16 protein-coding genes are annotated in these 15,493 nt (G+C 71.6%); 11 read left to right on the top strand and 5 right to left on the bottom strand.

What is annotated here, in order from left to right; all coding sequences use genetic code 11:
• Positions 1-67: 67 nt before the first annotated feature.
• The 4 genes from SCWH03_RS18725 to SCWH03_RS18710 all read left to right on the top strand — a co-directional run bounded on the left by SCWH03_RS18725 (position 68) and on the right by SCWH03_RS18710 (position 1,596).
• The gene (locus SCWH03_RS18725) at positions 68-400 is read left to right on the top strand and encodes a hypothetical protein (RefSeq protein WP_173265412.1); all 333 of its coding nucleotides are present in this window, start codon (positions 68-70) and stop codon (positions 398-400) included.
• A 169-nt stretch (positions 401-569) separates the two neighbouring features.
• Positions 570-938 carry a WhiB family transcriptional regulator gene (locus SCWH03_RS18720; RefSeq protein ID WP_173265411.1) on the top strand — a complete coding sequence of 123 codons (369 nt, stop codon included), beginning with the start codon at positions 570-572 and terminating at the stop codon, positions 936-938.
• Positions 935-1,261: a putative WhiB-interacting protein gene (locus SCWH03_RS18715; protein WP_173265410.1), complete on the top strand. Its 327-nt coding sequence runs from the start codon at positions 935-937 to the stop codon at positions 1,259-1,261. The genes SCWH03_RS18720 and SCWH03_RS18715 overlap by 4 nt, the downstream gene beginning before the upstream one ends.
• A 137-nt stretch (positions 1,262-1,398) precedes the next feature.
• Positions 1,399-1,596: a hypothetical protein gene (locus SCWH03_RS18710; protein WP_173265409.1), complete on the top strand. Its 198-nt coding sequence runs from the start codon at positions 1,399-1,401 to the stop codon at positions 1,594-1,596.
• 131 nt (positions 1,597-1,727) lie between these two features.
• Here the strand turns inward: SCWH03_RS18710 and SCWH03_RS18705 are convergent, their stop codons facing one another.
• Positions 1,728-3,131: an ABC1 kinase family protein gene (locus SCWH03_RS18705; RefSeq protein ID WP_173265408.1), complete on the bottom strand. Its 1,404-nt coding sequence runs from the start codon at positions 3,129-3,131 to the stop codon at positions 1,728-1,730.
• Positions 3,124-4,347: a ThiF family adenylyltransferase gene (locus SCWH03_RS18700; protein ID WP_173265407.1), complete on the bottom strand. Its 1,224-nt coding sequence runs from the start codon at positions 4,345-4,347 to the stop codon at positions 3,124-3,126. The genes SCWH03_RS18705 and SCWH03_RS18700 overlap by 8 nt, the downstream gene beginning before the upstream one ends.
• Positions 4,348-4,759: 412 nt before the next feature.
• Between SCWH03_RS18700 and SCWH03_RS18695 the strand changes: the two genes are divergently transcribed.
• On the top strand, positions 4,760-5,356 hold the full coding sequence (locus SCWH03_RS18695; protein WP_173265406.1) for a M48 metallopeptidase family protein: 597 nt from the start codon (positions 4,760-4,762) through the stop codon (positions 5,354-5,356).
• Positions 5,357-5,608: 252 nt separating this feature from the next.
• Complete coding sequence (locus SCWH03_RS29645) at positions 5,609-5,740, top strand: hypothetical protein (RefSeq protein WP_272491084.1); 132 nt, start codon at positions 5,609-5,611, stop codon at positions 5,738-5,740.
• Here the strand turns inward: SCWH03_RS29645 and SCWH03_RS18690 are convergent, their stop codons facing one another.
• Positions 5,741-6,289: an NUDIX hydrolase gene (locus SCWH03_RS18690; protein WP_173265405.1), complete on the bottom strand. Its 549-nt coding sequence runs from the start codon at positions 6,287-6,289 to the stop codon at positions 5,741-5,743.
• On the bottom strand, positions 6,286-7,788 hold the full coding sequence (locus SCWH03_RS18685) for a zinc-dependent metalloprotease (RefSeq protein WP_173265404.1): 1,503 nt from the start codon (positions 7,786-7,788) through the stop codon (positions 6,286-6,288). The genes SCWH03_RS18690 and SCWH03_RS18685 overlap by 4 nt, the downstream gene beginning before the upstream one ends.
• Positions 7,789-8,010: 222 nt before the next feature.
• Here SCWH03_RS18685 and SCWH03_RS18680 point away from each other — a divergent pair, with 222 nt between their 5' ends.
• From SCWH03_RS18680 to SCWH03_RS18665, 4 genes are all read left to right on the top strand, one after another.
• Positions 8,011-9,123, top strand: a complete 1,113-nt coding sequence (locus SCWH03_RS18680; RefSeq protein WP_173265403.1) for an SDR family oxidoreductase — start codon at positions 8,011-8,013, stop codon at positions 9,121-9,123.
• Positions 9,124-9,305: 182 nt separating this feature from the next.
• Entirely contained in the window at positions 9,306-9,764 is a 459-nt protein-coding gene (locus SCWH03_RS18675; RefSeq protein WP_173265402.1) for a molybdenum cofactor biosynthesis protein MoaE, read from the top strand.
• 220 nt (positions 9,765-9,984) lie between these two features.
• Positions 9,985-10,155 carry a hypothetical protein gene (locus tag SCWH03_RS18670; RefSeq protein ID WP_173265401.1) on the top strand — a complete coding sequence of 57 codons (171 nt, stop codon included), beginning with the start codon at positions 9,985-9,987 and terminating at the stop codon, positions 10,153-10,155.
• A gap of 145 nt (positions 10,156-10,300) precedes the next feature.
• Positions 10,301-11,389 carry a YlbL family protein gene (locus SCWH03_RS18665; protein ID WP_173265400.1) on the top strand — a complete coding sequence of 363 codons (1,089 nt, stop codon included), beginning with the start codon at positions 10,301-10,303 and terminating at the stop codon, positions 11,387-11,389.
• Positions 11,390-11,760: 371 nt separating this feature from the next.
• Here the strand turns inward: SCWH03_RS18665 and SCWH03_RS18660 are convergent, their stop codons facing one another.
• The gene (locus SCWH03_RS18660; protein WP_173265399.1) at positions 11,761-12,381 is read right to left on the bottom strand and encodes a PPA1309 family protein; all 621 of its coding nucleotides are present in this window, start codon (positions 12,379-12,381) and stop codon (positions 11,761-11,763) included.
• A gap of 176 nt (positions 12,382-12,557) precedes the next feature.
• Here SCWH03_RS18660 and SCWH03_RS18655 point away from each other — a divergent pair, with 176 nt between their 5' ends.
• The gene (locus SCWH03_RS18655; protein ID WP_173265507.1) at positions 12,558-15,473 is read left to right on the top strand and encodes a UPF0182 family membrane protein; all 2,916 of its coding nucleotides are present in this window, start codon (positions 12,558-12,560) and stop codon (positions 15,471-15,473) included.
• The last annotated feature ends 20 nt before the right edge of the window (positions 15,474-15,493 follow it).

Genomic DNA, 15,493 nt, shown 5'->3' with positions numbered 1-15,493 from the left:
GTACTTATCCGAATACGCGCGATCGGCCCCGGCCGGTCCCCCGAGACGCCGAGAGGAGGCGATTCCAGTGATCAGCATCAACACCGGCTTTACCCGCACCACTGCCGAAGCGGCCGATTTCTCGGTCGTCTCCGCCTGCTCGCTCGGCCTCTCCGGTTCGGCGCTCGCTGGCACTGGTCTGTCCTGCTCCGTGGCCGCTCTTCCGCTGGCCGTCGGCGCTGGTCTGCCCGTCCGGGAGCGCAATGAGCGACCGACCACGGCACTGGAAGCAGCAGGAGCGGCGGCAGAGGCCAAGGCCTATGCCCTCGCGGCGGCCAGTGCCGGAATCCAGAAGCAGACGACGCAGCACCACACGATGTGGGCCTTCCGTGGGCTCGAACCCTGGAGCGATCCAGCCTGATCCAGGATCAGGCCGGCGCCTTCAGGGCCGCGGAACCCCACCAGGGATCCGCGGCCCTTCTGTTTTCCCGATGAGGAAGCAGAGCGAAGGTGCCTCGGGACCAGCAAGACCCGGTACCAGCCGAAGCCCGGTCCACCGACCGGACAGAAAAGACGAGGAAGACACCACCGTGCAACTCGAAGCGCACGCCCCGTCCGTACCGCCTTCCCAGACGATCCCCCCGCCCGGCCCCACGGAGGACTCCCCCTTGACCCCCCTCACCACGCTCACCGCGCTCGACGACGCCATCGAGAGCCTCGGCGCACCCGTCCCCTGCCGTTCCTACGACCCGGAGGTCTTCTTCGCCGAGTCGCCGGCGGATGTCGAGTACGCCAAGTCCCTCTGCCGCACCTGCCCGCTGGTCGAGGCCTGCCTCGCCGGCGCCAAGGATCGGCGTGAGCCCTGGGGCGTCTGGGGCGGAGAGCTCTTCGTCCAGGGTGTGGTCGTCGCCCGCAAGCGGCCGCGTGGCCGCCCGCGCAAGAACCCGGTCGTGGCATGAGCGCGCATCCGGGAACCGTCGACCGACCCCTTACGCACGATCCCCAGAAGCAGGCCCCGATGACCTCTTCCCCCAGCGAGCCGTCCGGTTCCGCGACCCCGTACGTCACCGCCATCGGCGCGAACGCCTCGCGCCAGAACAGGACCCGCGAGATGCAACTCATCCCAGAAGCCCTGGCCCGTGCGCATATGCACGAGCGCCTGCGCGAAGCGGAAGCCGAGCGCCGAGCCGTGCGCCTGGTGGCCGCTCGGCGGATGCAGCGGCGTGCCGAGCGCGCGTCCCGCCGCGCCCGTCGCGCGCTGGCCATGGCCGTCATGCAGTGATCCGGTCGCCAGGCCGCCGCCGTTGACGGATGCCTGGCCGTCCGCACTGTCAGCGCCTCCTGTGGGGGCCGGTCCGAGGACCGGCCCCCACGGTGCGTTGTCCCGTCCCGGGCACCGCACGGGGTTATCGTCACGTGGTGGACAAACAGGCTCATCATCCTGCCCAGCCGGGTGCGGAGAACGTCGTGTGTTCGCGGTGCGGCGCGGTCGCCGAGGGCACTCCTCCCACCTGGACCTGCTCCGTGGAGAACGGACGCCGGCACTATGTCTGCGAGGAGTGCGCACGGGCCAATATCAGGGCCATCGAGGGCCGGCTCGACTCGTCCTGGTGGTGACCGTCCCGTCATGTTCTGGGCGGCCGGGCCATCGTGCTCCCGGCCGGGGGCCCTGTCTTGCCCCGGGGGCGCTGCCTTACCCCGGCGCGTTGTCCGGGCCGGCAGCGGCCCGGACAACGCGCCGGGGCGGGTCAGACCTCGGCCGCAAGGCCGTCGGCCTGGGCCTTGACCTCGCTGCCGGTCTCGGCAGCGGCGACGAAGCCGGGCAGCCAGGACTCGAGTTCGTCCCGGAGCCGCACGGTCGCGTTGAGCTGGCAGAGCACGCCGATCGTGCTCAGTGTCACACGGTGGATCAGCAGATAGGCCGGCGGTAGGTTGAGCTGCTTGCCCAACTGGTATGCGGGGGAACGGGGATCCGCTATCCGAGCCGCTTGGTCGCGCATCCAGCCCCGGGTGAAGGCGAACCGGTCCACCGCCGCGGGTTCGATGATCGGCAGCAGATACTCCAGCACCGCGGCCGGGTCGAGGTCGATCGATTCCTTGACGAAGCCCTCCTCGGACAGCACCCCGTAGACCGCGTCGGCCTCCCCCGCCAGAGTCATCCGGAGGGAATCGCCGATCGTCCGGGGGAGTCCGCCGGGCAGCCGGTCCACGGTGCCGAAGTCCAGGACGCCGAGCCGCCAGCGGGCCGGATCTCCTTCGCCGTCCTCCGCGCCGGCCGCGGGGAGCAGCCGGAAGTTGCCGGGATGCGGGTCGGCGTGCAGCAGCCCCGTCCTGGCGGGTCCGCAGAACAGGAAGCGGGCCAGCAACTGGCCGGCGCGGTCCCGCTGTCCGGGTGTGCCGTCGCTGATCACCTGTGCCAGCGGAATCCCGTCCATCCATTCGGTGACCAGCACCTGGTCGGCCTGGTGGACCACATCGGGGACGGCCACGTCGGGGTCGCCCGCGAACTTCGCGGCGTGCTCCCGCTGGGCCCGGGCCTCCAGTGCGTAGTCCAGCTCCTCCGACACCCGGTCATGGAGTTCGGCGATCAGCGGCTTGACGTCCATTCCCGGGATCAGCGGTCCCAGCAGCCTGGCGAAGCGGCTCAGCTGGGACAGATCCGAGAGCAGGGCCTCTCCCGCCCCCGGGTACTGGACCTTCACCGCGACCTCGCGTCCGTCGTGCCAGACCGCTCGATGGACCTGCCCGATGGACGCGGCCGCCGCGGGCTTGTCCTCGAACTCCAGGAAGAGGCCGCGCCAGTCCTCGCCCAGCCGCTCCGCCAGCGCCTGGTGGACCGTGTGCGTGGGCATCGGGGGAGCGGCCTCCTGGAGTTTGGTGAGCGCGGCCCGGTAGGGCCCGGCCACCTCCTCGGGCAGGGCCGACTCGAAGACCGACAGGGCCTGGCCGAACTTCATCGCACCACCCTTCAGCTCGCCCAGCACCTTGAACAACTGCTCAGCCGTGCGCTGCTGCATTTCCCGCGCCACGACCTCCGCGGACCTGCCGCCGATCCGCTTGCCCAGGCTCCAGGTGGCGCGGCCGGCGAAACCCAGTGGCAGAGCGGCCAACTTGGCCGTACGGGTGACCGCCTTCCGGGGAAGATCAGACATGCGCCCCTCCAATTCCCAGCTGCCGTGCCGCGGCCGCCGTCCGGAACTGCTCCGCCGGCGCCGCTGCCCCGGCCATTGTGTCGTGCGGCGCTCCCGGCCCCGAGAGGCACTCCCCCCGATTCTGCCCAGCCGCCCCGCAGGGGCAGTCCGGGTGGGCCGGGATCCGCCGCGATCGCCATTCGAGCAGTGGCAGCGACACCTCCCACCGGGCGCCCGTGCTGGCCGGCAGTGCACCGTCCAGGAACGACAGGGCATGCGAGGCCGCCATGCCGGCGACCGCCGTGGCGAGTCCGAGGTCGCACGGACCAGGATTCGCTTCCCGGCGGTGGGGCGTACGCCACTGGGCGGCCATCCGCGGCCACACCGGATCCAGCTCGGCCCGCCCCAGCGCGAGGCAGCCGGCGCACGCCGAGCCTCCCGGCAGCACCAGCGGGCCCACCACTGCGGACGCCTCGACCACACCCGTGTAGAGATGGGGGGTCCCGGTGGCCATCCAGCCCTCGGCCGCCAGCGGATCCGGGGCGTACGCGGGGAAGCCGTCGCGCGGGGCGACGATCACCAGGGAGAGCGGTGGCCGTTGCGGGGGCACGCCGTCGGGCCGCCGGGCGGCTCGCCGCCCGCTGCCGGGCGCGGACCGGAGCACAAGCTGCTGGGCGGACACGGCCCTGCGTTCCCCGACGGCCTCCGCGGGCAGCCCGCCCGGCGTCACGTCCCACGGCTCCACGCGCCCCCCGTCCAGCACGTCGACCCGGCCCACCCCGGAGGCCGACAGCACGGCGGCGAGCGCCGCCCCGACCCGGCCCGCGCCCCGCACCTGTACCCGCATCGCGCCCCGGGCAGCCAGCCGGGCCGCTCCGCCGCCCGGTTCGGCATGGACCACCGACAGCGACGCCAGGTCCGGACGCAGCCGGTCGTACGCCTCCTTTCTCTTCCGCAGCGCCAAGGCCGCAGGACCCCCGCCCGTCACGTCGTCCACCAGGCCCGCCTCTCCCAGCCGCTCCAGGAGGGCGTCGACATGGCCGTCGGGGAGCCCTATCGCCCGGGCCTCCTCACGCAGCCGGGGGAGTCCCCGCGTGCCGTCGAACAGCGACAGCAGGCTGCCCGTCGCGGTGTCCACCGGCCCCATCACCACGGCATGCGCCGCCGTCACCCCGAACTGCACAGAGCGCAGATCCCGCCACGCCTGCCGCAGTGCAGGCTTCACCATCGGATGCACGACAACCCCCGTTCTCAGACCAACATCGTCCGTGCCCGGACAGACTTCGCACGCTTGCTGTTCGTTCAGCGGTCTCACCGGGCTCTCTCGGTGCCCGATCAGCGGATTCCCGCGCCCCTCAGGCGAGAGCGATCCCGTGCGGCATCAGAATGCCCCCCATCGCCGGAGGCCGGAGAAAGTTGTCCACAGGCGGGGGGTATTAGTCATCCGAGTAGTGCCCCGTGCTCCTCCCGGCAGTGGCGCCGTGCGGGGCGGAGCAGTGGCGCCGTGCGGGGCGGAGCAGTGGCGCCGTGCGGGGCGGAGCAGGGCCGGGGGCAGGGCCGGGGCACGCCGGAGCAGGGCAGGACCGCTCTGCTCGCCGCCGAACCGCCCGGGGCGGGACATCCCCTGCTGCAGCCGGTACCGTCGGGGCGTGCCCGCCGACCGACCGTTCCGCGCCCCGAGCCAGCACCGCGCCCCGAATGCCCAGCCGTCCCGTCCCGCCGCGACCAGCCCGGTCGAGGTCCGGCGCAGTGCCAGGCGCCGTAGAACGGTCTCCGCGTACCGCGACGGGGACCGGACCGTCGTGCTGATCCCGGCCCGGATGAGCGAGGCGGAGGAGCAGCGCTGGGTGACGGTGATGCTGGACAAGCTGGCGGCCCAGGAGAGCAAGCGGACGCTCGGCGACGGGGAACTGGCGGAACGCGCCCGGGAGCTCTCCGAGCAGTACCTGGACGGGCGCGCGCGACCGGCGTCGGTGCGCTGGGTGACCAACCAGAACACCCGCTGGGGGTCGTGCACTCCCGCGGAGGGCAGCATCCGCCTCTCGCACCGGCTGAAGGGCATGCCGGAGTACGTCGTGGACTATGTGCTCCTCCATGAGCTGGCCCACCTTCTGGTGCCCGGCCACGGGCCCCGCTTCTGGCGTCTCCTGGACGCGTTCGCGCGCACCGAGCGCGCCCGGGGCTATCTGGAGGGCGTGGTCGCCGCCGACCGCCTGCCCCATCTTCCTGCTGCCCGGGGCGAGTGACCGGCTCCACCCCGTACCGAACCCACCCCGGCCTGACCCGATGTCAGAGCAACCCGTCAGCCCCCGTCAGCTCCCGTCAGCTCCCGTCAGCTCCCGTCGGACTGGCCGGACGCAGGCGCAGGCGCAGGCCGGCGGGGTCGGGGACGGCCGTCAAGCACGGACAGGGGGAGTTTCCCGGTGGCCGGAGAGGGTTGACGCGGCCCCCGGGCCGAGGTCCTCGGCCGACACCGGAGAGCGATCCGCACGCAGGGGGTGCGGATCGCCGCCCCCGGGCCGAGCTTCGGCATCGGCTGCTTCGGCCTCGACGCCGACGAGCGGCTCGGCGAGACCCCGCGCCAGTTCACGACGGTGACGTCCATCGGCGATCCGGTGCGCATCGGGTGATCAGGGCAGGGTCCCCGGCGACTCCCGGAGCCGGGCGCGGGTCCGTTCCAGAAGACGGACCACCGACCCGTCGGCGACATCCGCCACCTCCGCATAGCCGAACCAGCGCAGATCGAGTGACTCGTCGCTGATCGCCGGAGCCGCGTCCGGTGCCGCCAGTGCCGCGTACTGCACATCCAGGTGCCAGTGGCACGGCGCCGGGATCGCGTGCCGGTCCAGCGTCACGGGACCACCGGGCAGCAGCGCAAGCCCGGTGATGCCCGACTCCTCGGTCGCCTCGCGCACCGCTGCATCCGCGAGCGTGGCGTCCCCCGGCTCGCAGTGGCCGCCCATCTGCAGCCATCTGCCCAGCTTCCGGTGCAGGGTCAGCAGCACCCGCTCGTGCGCGGGGTCCACGACCAGGGCGCTGGCCGTGAGGTGCCCGGCCGGGCACGCCTTCCAGACGCCGTCGGGACGCTCTGCCAGATGGCCCAGGTAGGTCGCGCGCAGCTCAGGTTGCCCTCCGTCGTACTCCTCGAGCACGCGGACGGCGTCGTCGTGCAGGCTCACGTGCCGGTGCCCTCCCCGTCCCGGCCTTCCGGCTTGTCCTCGCCGTCGGCCGTGGTGCCGTCGGCCGTGGTGCCGTCGGCCGTGTGCCGACCCTGTGCCGCGTCCCGGCCGTCCGCCGCGTCGCCGAGCATCTTGTCCAGCTCCGAGAAGTCGAGCTGCTCGCGGTGGACGAACCCGTCCGGGTCGTCGAGATCGGTGGCCGTCGGCAGCATGTCGGGATGCGCCCAGAGTCCGTCGCGCCCGTCCATACCGCGCGCGTCGGTGAGCGACGCCCACAGCCGGGACGCGTCCCGCAGCCGGCGCGGCCGCAGCTGCAGACCGATGAGGGTGGCGAACGTCTGCTCCGCGGGACCGCCCGAGGCGCGGCGGCGGCGCAGCGTCTCGCGCAGGGCGTTCGCCGACGTCAGCCTGTTCCTGGCCGCGTCGTGCACCACCGCGTCGACCCATCCCTCGACCAGGGCCAGCGCGGTCTCCAGACGGGCCAGCGCGGCCTTCTGCTCGGGGGTCTCCTCCGGCTGGAACATGCCCTGCTGGAGAGCCTCCTGCACCTGCTCGGGGTGGGCGGGGTCGAACTGGCCCACCACGTCCTCGAGCTTGGACGTGTCGACCCTGATCCCGCGGGCGTAGCCCTCGACCGCGCCGAACAGATGCGAGCGCAGCCAGGGAACGTGGGTGAAGAGCCGCTGGTGGGCCGCCTCACGCAGTGCCAGGTAGAGCCGGATCTCGTCCTTGGGGACACCGAGGTCCCTGCCGAACGCCTCGATGTTCAGCGGCAGCAGCGCGGCCTTCCCGGCCGGGCCGAGCGGCAGGCCGATGTCCGTCGAGCCGACGACCTCGCCCGCGAGCACCCCCACGGCCTGCCCGATCTGCTGGCCGAACATGGCTCCGCCCATGGAGCGCATCATGCCGATCAGCGGACCCGCCATGGCCTGCATCTCCTCGGGCAGTACGTCGCTCATGGCGACGCCCACGCGCTCGGCGACGGGGTCCACGAGCTGCTGCCACGCCGGAAGGGTCGCCTCGACCCACTCGGCCCGGCTCCACGCCACCGCGGTGCCGGCCCCGGACGGCAGCGACGTGGCACCGTCGAGCCACAGGTCGGCGAGGCGCACCGCCTCCTCGACCGCCGCGCGCTCGGCGGGGCCGACGCTGGAGTCCTTGGTGCCGTCCTGCGTGCCCTGGGAGACGGTCTGGCGGGCGATCTGCTTGGCCATGTCCCAGTTCACCGGGCCGCCCTCGTAGCTCAGCATCTGACCGAGCTGCTGGAACGCGGCCCCGAGGTCGGTCGGATTCAGCGAGCCGAAGATCGCGGCGAACGGGTTGTCCCCGCCGCCGGAGCCCTGCCCGCCTCCGGGGAAGGCGAATCCGAAGGGGTTGGCCGGGCCGCCCTGACCACCGCCGGAGCCCTGCCCACCTCCGGCGGGGTCCTTCTTCTTGCCCTCGTCGCCGTTCTCCGGCTCCTCCGGCGGAAGGCCGAATCCGAATGGGGTGTCACTCACGGGTTTCCTCGGCTCGTAGGGCCACCGGCTTCCCGCCGGCGGCGAATGCCCGACAACACCACCAGCCTAAGCGGCGCCCGGCCGGCGGCGGAGGCGTCGACATGTGCAGCCTGACACGGGCTGGATGCTCCACCGGCTCACGGCCTGCGGCAGGATGGACGCCACCTCGTACGTACACGACCGTCCGCGCACGTACTAGAAGACAACCGCTGGAGACGCCCGGTGAGTTCCCCAGATCCACAGGTTCGCGCAACGCGAAACCCCTCGACCCCGGCCATGGGGCGCGGCCCCGTGGTCGCGGTGACCGGCGCCGCATCCGGCGTCGGTGACCTGCTGACCAGGCGACTGGTCGCTTCCGACGACATCGGCCGGGTCGTCGCGGTCGACGAGCGCCGGGGCGATGTGCCAGAGGCCCACTGGCATGTCCTGGACGTGCGCGACCCGGCGATCGCCGAGAAGTTCCGCGGAGCCGATGTCGTCGTGCACCTGGCGCTCGACCTGGATCTCGAGACCGACTCCGCGGCACGTACCGCGTACAACGTGCGCGGTACGCAGACCGTGCTGACCGCCGCCGCGGCCGCGGGTGTCCGCCGCGTCGTGCTGTGCACCTCAGCGATGGTGTACGGGGCCCTGGCCGACAACGACGTCCCGCTCTCGGAGGACGCGGAGCTGCGCGCCACGGCGGAGGCCACGGCGGTCGGCGACCTGCTGGAGATCGAGCGCCTGGGCCGCCGGGCGCCTCGCGCCCATCCCGGCCTGAACGTGACCGTCGCCAGGCCCGCCGTGCTGGTCGGCGGCACCGACACGGCACTCACCCGCTACTTCGAGTCACCGAGACTGCTCGTCGTCGCGGGCTCCCGCCCCACCTGGCAGTTCTGCCATGTCGAAGACCTGGTGAGCGCGCTGGAGTACGCCGCCCTGGAGAAGGTCGACGGTGAGTTCGTGGTCGGCTGCGACGGCTGGCTGGAACAGGAGGAGGTCGAGGAGCTCAGCGGTATCCGGCGCATGGAGCTGCCCTCGGCGGTCGCCCTCGGCGCGGCGGCGCGGCTCCACCGCATCGGCCTCACGCCTTCGCCGGCGGGGGATCTCGCGTACACCATGCATCCGTGGGTCGTCAGTGTCGGCAGGCTGCACGACGCCGGCTGGCGCCCCCGGTGGAGCAATGAGGAGGTGCTGGGCGCGCTGCTCGCTGAGGCCGAGGGCCGGCACACGGTCGCGGGGCGCCGCCTGGGCCGCAAGGACGCCACCGCGGCGGCGGGCGCGGCGGGTGCCACCGTCGCGCTGCTGGGCACGGCGGCCCTCGTCCGCCGCGCCCGCAAGCGCCGGGGGCTGTGAGGCGCATCCCGCCCGAGCACCGGACGCGGCCTTGCGCCCCTTCTCCCGGCCCTTCTCCCGGCCCGGCCGGGACGGACCGGGGTACGGCCGCCCTCCTTCTGTAGGAGGCTCCCACCTCCTTCGCCGCCGTCCGGTCGAACGCGCTCTTCCGGGATGTCGGCGGTGTGCGGCACGATGGCTCCATGGGACGCACCAAGGACCACCCCGGTGAGCAGGCGGCGGAGGACCCGATCCGGCTGCTGGCGATCAGGGATACCCCGCTCTCCGTCGACGAGGTGTTCCGCGCCGTGGGCGATGCGGCGGCCGGGGGCACGGCACTCTTCGTGGGCACCGTGCGCGACCACGACGGCGGCGCGGACGTCGATGCGCTCGGCTACTCCTGCCATCCCACCGCCGAGGCGGAAATGCGGCGCGTCGCGGAGAAGGTGGCCGCCGAGTACCCGGTCCGGGCCCTGGCCGCCGTCCACCGCGTGGGCGACCTGGAGATCGGGGATCTTGCCGTGGTCGTCGCCGTCTCGTGCCCGCACCGGGGCGAGGCCTTCGAGGCGTGCCGCGAACTGATCGACGACCTCAAGCACGAGGTCCCGATCTGGAAGCACCAGCACTTCTCCGACGGCACAGAGGAATGGGTCGGCGCGTAGCGCCGTCCGTGTGGGGTGGTGGTCGGGTGGCGGGTGGGTGGGTCGGCGCGTAGCGCCGTCCGTGTGGGGTGGTGGTCGGGTGGCGCAGTCGTACGGTGGCCTGTGGTCCGATTTGCGTAACCGCCCCCCGGGCACCAGCGTTGAAGCGGCCCCCGGTTAATCTGCTGATCGGTCGGCTGCACAAGCAGTGGGTTCCGGCTCATGGGGTAGGGAGGTCGTGATGGCGGCGCTGGCTTGGTTGCTGATCCCGCTTTTCGCCGTCGTCGGCGCGGCGATATGGGGCAGCTGGGCATCGAGGAATCGGACCACCGGCGATATCGCGGAACTCGCCGGCTACGCGCGCTTCCGTGACGCCATGGAGAAGTCCCGCTCCGGGACGGACACCGTCTGACGCGACGGGCCGCCGGGGCCCTCACGGGAACCGCCGTCTCCTGTCGGGGGCTGCCCTGTGCGTCCTTTGAGGGGCGTCCTGTCCCGGGGCCCGTACGGACCGGCCCGGCAGGTGCACTGACGGTCCAGTCCCGTACTGTCGTTCCATGCCACGCCGCACAGCGACGATGCTCGCCTCCACCCTGGTCCTCATCGTGCTGCTGTGCGTGGGCGTGTTCATGACTCCCCCCTACGCGGAGATGACGCCCGGGCCCACGGTGAACACCCTCGGCGACTCCGGTGGCGAGCCGGTCCTCCGGATCTCCGGCCGCAAGACCTATCCGACCTCCGGTCACCTCAACATGACGACGGTGCGGGTGACGGGCGCGGACTACAAGATGAACCTCGCGGAGGTCGTGTACGGCTGGCTGGCGCATGACAACATCGTGGTACCCCACGAGACGCTCTACCCGGACGGCAAGACCGAGGAGCAGTCGAACCAGGAGAACGCGGAGGAGTTCAGCCAGTCCCAGGAAAGCGCCAAGGTCGCGGCACTGCGCGAGCTGGGGATTCCGGTGAGTTCCCGTGTCGTCGTCTCCTCGGTCCGCAAGGACAGCCCGGCAGAGGGCGCCCTGCACGCGGGCGATGTGATCAAGGCGGTCGACGGCACGCCGGTGAAGCAGCCGGACGACGTCTCCAAGGCCGTGGTCAAGCACCGGCCAGGCGACAAGGTGACTTTCACCATCGTCCCGGCCAAGGAGGCGGCAGCGGCGGAGAAGGCCGGCAAGGAGCCGACGGCGTCCCAGGACGTGCAGGTCGGCACGGTACGGGCGGAGCAGCTCGACCGGACGATCGTGGGCATCACGGCCGGTACGGACCACACCTTCCCGTTCTCCGTGGACATCAGGCTGGCCGATGTGGGCGGCCCGAGCGCGGGCCTGATGTTCGCCCTCGGCATCGTCGACAAGCTCAGCCCGGCCGACCTGACGGGGGGAGAGTTCATCGCCGGTACGGGGACGATCGACGACGAGGGCGTGGTCGGTCCCATCGGCGGCATCGAGATGAAGCTGGTCGGCGCGCGGAACGCGGGGGCGAAGTACTTCCTGACGCCGAGTGCCAACTGCGCCGCCGCGGCCTCCGGCGCCCCCGACGGCCTCACGCTGGTCAGGGTGAAGACGATCGACGACGCGACGAAGTCCCTGGAGAAGATCCGCACCGGGAAGACCGCCGCTCTGCCCGGCTGCTCCACGGGCTGAGAACTCGCTCGGCGAGGGCGGCCCCCGCACTGGTCCGGCATGCGGGGGACCCGGGTCCGCCTGGGTCGGGAGGGACGCGGGGACAGGGGTCCGCCAGGGTCGGGGCTGATACGGGGGCCGGGGCGCCGCCCGGGCTGGAGGGGCGGGCAGCGACCGCGGTGCGCCCCCCGCCCCATCCCGCCTCTCAGCGCCGTTGCGCGGCCCTGTCGTCCTGACGTCCTGACGTCCTGAGCGTTGCACGGCTCCGAACGGCGACTCTCCCGGGCGTCCCCGCTGTCCCGGGCGTCTTGCAGCGCCCCGCGTCTCTCGGCGCAGCCACGCCTCGAACGTCAGGCCTCGAACGTCAGGCCTCGAACGTCAGGCCTCGAACGTCAGGCCTCGAACGTCGCCGAGAGGGCCTCGGCAAGCCCCGGCACCAGTTCGGCCCCGGTGAGCACTTCGGTCGCGCTGTCCTTCTCCCGCAGCCGCAGCGCCGACTCCCGGGCACCGTCCCGCAGCACGGCCACGGTCATCCGGACCTCCTGGCGGTCCGGATGCGCCGCCACCCACTCGGCAAGCCCCGCCTCGTCGAGGCCCTCGGGGACGGAGGTCTCGGCGGAGGGCGGCAGCATCAGCCGCTCCACGGTGAGTGCGCACCCCGCCACCGCGTCGGGCCAGGCGATCGTCCCGAGGAACTCGTCCAGCGGGATACCGGAGGGGATCTCGTCCTGCTCGACGGGGGTCAGCGGCGCGGGCGCGTGCGCTCCGCGAGGTCCGCCGGGTCCCCCGCCTCCGCCGGGTGCATCGGGTGCATCGGGTGCATCGGGTTCGTCGAGTCCGAGCTGGGCGGCGAGGCCCGGCTCCTGGGCGCGCAGCTGCGCGGTGTCGACGAGAGCGAAGAGCCGGGCCGGCTGGTCCCAGCCGAGGCCGGACGCGTACTCGTCGATCTCGAGCACCGCGCGGGTGAGCGGGCTCGCGGCCATCGGGGGGCCGCTGGGGGAAACATTGGACATGCTCAATATCCTGCCTCCTCCGGACCCGGAGTCGGGAACCAGGTAAAGCTTCAGTAAGTTGCATGAGTGGGCCCTACCATCACGAGGGCCCGCAGCAAGGGTGCCGCATGCAGGGGACGGCACCCGGACAACGCTTACACAACCGCGAACTCGAGGGGCGCACGTTGGCTTTCCAGATGCCGGACCGCGGCGGAGGCCCGACCGGGCCACGGATGAGAGTGGGCCGGCCGTCCCGGCGCGTACGGACGCTGCTGATGACGCTCGGCGTGTTGGCCGTGCTGGCCATGGTCTTTGTGATGTTCGCCGGGTTCTGGACCGACTGGCTCTGGTACCGCTCGGTGAAGTACTCGTCGGTGTTCACCACGACCCTCTGGACCAAGATCGGCCTGTTCGCGGTGTTCGGCCTGCTGATGGCCGCCGCGGTCGGGCTGAACATCTGGCTGGCGCACCGGCTGAGGCCGCCGCTGAGCGCGATGTCGCTGGAGCAGCAGAGCCTCGACCGCTACCGCATGGGCATCACCCCGTACAAAAAGTGGGTGCTCCTGGGGGTCACCGCGCTGGTCGGGCTGATCGCCGGAGCGTCCGCCTCCTCCCAGTGGCGCACCTGGCTCACGTGGATCAACGGTGTGCCGTTCGGCCAGAAGGACCCCCAGTTCGGCATGGACGTGGCGTTCTACGCGTTCGACCTGCCCTGGTACCGGTTCCTGCTGGGCTTCGGTTTCGCCGCCGCGGTGCTCTCGCTGATCGCCGCGGTCCTCACCCACTACCTGTACGGCGGGCTGCGGGTCACCAGCCCCGGCGCGCGGGCCACTGCCGCGGCCACCGGCCATCTGTCGGTGCTGCTGGGGATCTTCGTCGCGCTCAAGGCCGTGGCTTACTGGCTGGACCGGTACGGCCTGGCCGTCAAGTCCAGTGACTTCAAGGCGGCGGGAAACTGGACGGGCCTGCGGTACGTCGACGCGAACGCCTACCTGCCGGCGAAGACGATCCTCTTCTGCATCGCGGTCATCTGCGCCGTGCTGTTCTTCGCGACGCTCTGGCGGCGCACCTGGCAGCTCCCGGTGATCGGCTTCGGGCTGATGGTGCTCTCGGCCATCCTCATCGGCGGCCTCTACCCGGCCATCGTGCAGAAGTTCCAGGTCCAGCCGAACGAGCAGGCCAAGGAAGCCCCGTACATCAAGAAGAACATCGACGCCACACGCGAGGCGTACGGCATCGACGCGGCGAAGTCCGAGAACTACGCGGGCAGGGGCGACCCGGAGCGCAAGGCGCAGCAGCGCGAGCAGGCCGCCACGGCGGCCAGCTACCGGCTCGTGGACTCGAACATCGTCTCGCCCGCCTTCCAGCAGCTCCAGCAGGAGCGGAAGTACTACCAGTTCCCCGCGACCCTCGACGTGGACCGGTACACCGGCCCCGACGGAAAGCCGCAGGACACGGTCATCGGGCTGCGCGAGCTCAACATCAAGGGCATCCCCAAGCGCAACTGGATCAACGACCACTTCACCTACACCCACGGCTTCGGCGCGATCGCGGCCAAGGGCACCAACACCATCACCGACGAGGACCAGGGCACGGTCGGTGCCCCGGACTTCATCGAGTCCGGCCTGCCCACCAAGGGCCAGCTCGGCACGTACGAGCAGCGGGTCTACTACGGCGAGAAGACCGAGCAGTACTCGATCGTCGGCGGCCCGCAGAAGGAGCTGGACTACGAGAAGAACGGCGAGGTGACCACCAGCTACAAGGGCAAGAGCGGGGTCGACCTGTCCGGTGCCCTCAACCGGGCCGCGTACGCGGTGGCGTTGAGCGAGCCGCAGATCCTCTACTCCGGAGCGATCGGCGACGGTTCGCGGATCCTCTACAACCGCACGCCCAAGGAGCGCGTCGAGGCGGTGGCGCCCTGGCTCACCATCGATGGGGACGCCTACCCGGCGGTGGTCGACGGCCGGATCAAGTGGGTCGTCGACGCCTACACCACGACGAACGGGTACCCCTACGCGTCGCGCACGACGCTCGGGGACACCACGGCCGACTCGCTGACCGACAGCCAGCGTGCCGTCGTCGCGCAGCAGAACCAGGTCAACTACATCCGCAACTCGGTGAAGGCCACCGTCGACGCCTACGACGGGACGGTGAACCTGTACCAGTGGGACACCGAGGATCCGGTCCTGAAGACCTGGATGAAGGCCTTCCCGGACACGGTCAAGCCGAAGGGCGAGATCGGGCCGGACCTGCTGGCCCACCTCCGGTACCCGCAGGACATGTTCAAGGTCCAGCGTGAGCTGCTCACCCGGTACCACGTGACGGACCCCGACCAGTTCTACACCGGCAGCGACGCCTGGCAGGTGCCGAACGACCCGACGCAGAAGGACGGCAGTGCGGTCCCGCCGTACTACCTGAGCCTGAAGATGCCGGGCGAGCAGGAGCAGAAGTTCTCGCTGACGACGACGTTCACGCCCAGCGGGCGGCCCAACCTGGGTGCGTTCATGGCCGTCGACGCCGACGCCAACAGCGAGAACTACGGCTCGATCAGACTGCTGAGGGTGACCTCCACCGTGCAGGGGCCCTCGCAGGTGCAGAGCGAGCTCAACAGTGTGCCGGAGGTCGCGACGTTCGTCCGGGACCTGCGGGGCACCGACTCGGAGATCGACTACGGCAATCTGCTCACGGTTCCGCTGGACGGCGGTTTCCTCTATGTCGAGCCGGTGTACGCCCGAGGCGGCGCCGCCAACTACCCGCTGCTGAAGAAGGTGGCGGTGTCCTACGGAGGCAAGCCGGTCTTCAAGGACAGCCTCGACGAGGCGCTGAACGCGGTGTTCGGGGTGGAGGGCGCCGAGCCGCCGGCCACACCGCAGCCTCCGTCGGAGCCGGGTGACGACACCACGCCGCAGCCGCCGGCCACGGGCACCGCGGCGCTGGAGCAGGCCATCGCGGACGCCCAGAAGGCGTACGAGGCCGGCCAGGAGGCGCTGCAGAAGAACGACTGGACGGCGTACGGCAAGGCCCAGGCGGAACTGCAGGCGGCGCTGGACCGGGCGGCTGCGGCACAGTCGCAGGGCGCCTCGGGGTCGTCTTCGCGTAAACCCGAGGGCTGACCGAACGGGTGGTTCACCGG

Source organism: Streptomyces pacificus (genome assembly GCF_011766325.1).
GTDB lineage: Bacteria > Actinomycetota > Actinomycetes > Streptomycetales > Streptomycetaceae > Streptomyces > Streptomyces pacificus.
This window is presented reverse-complemented; position numbering and strand designations above follow the sequence as displayed.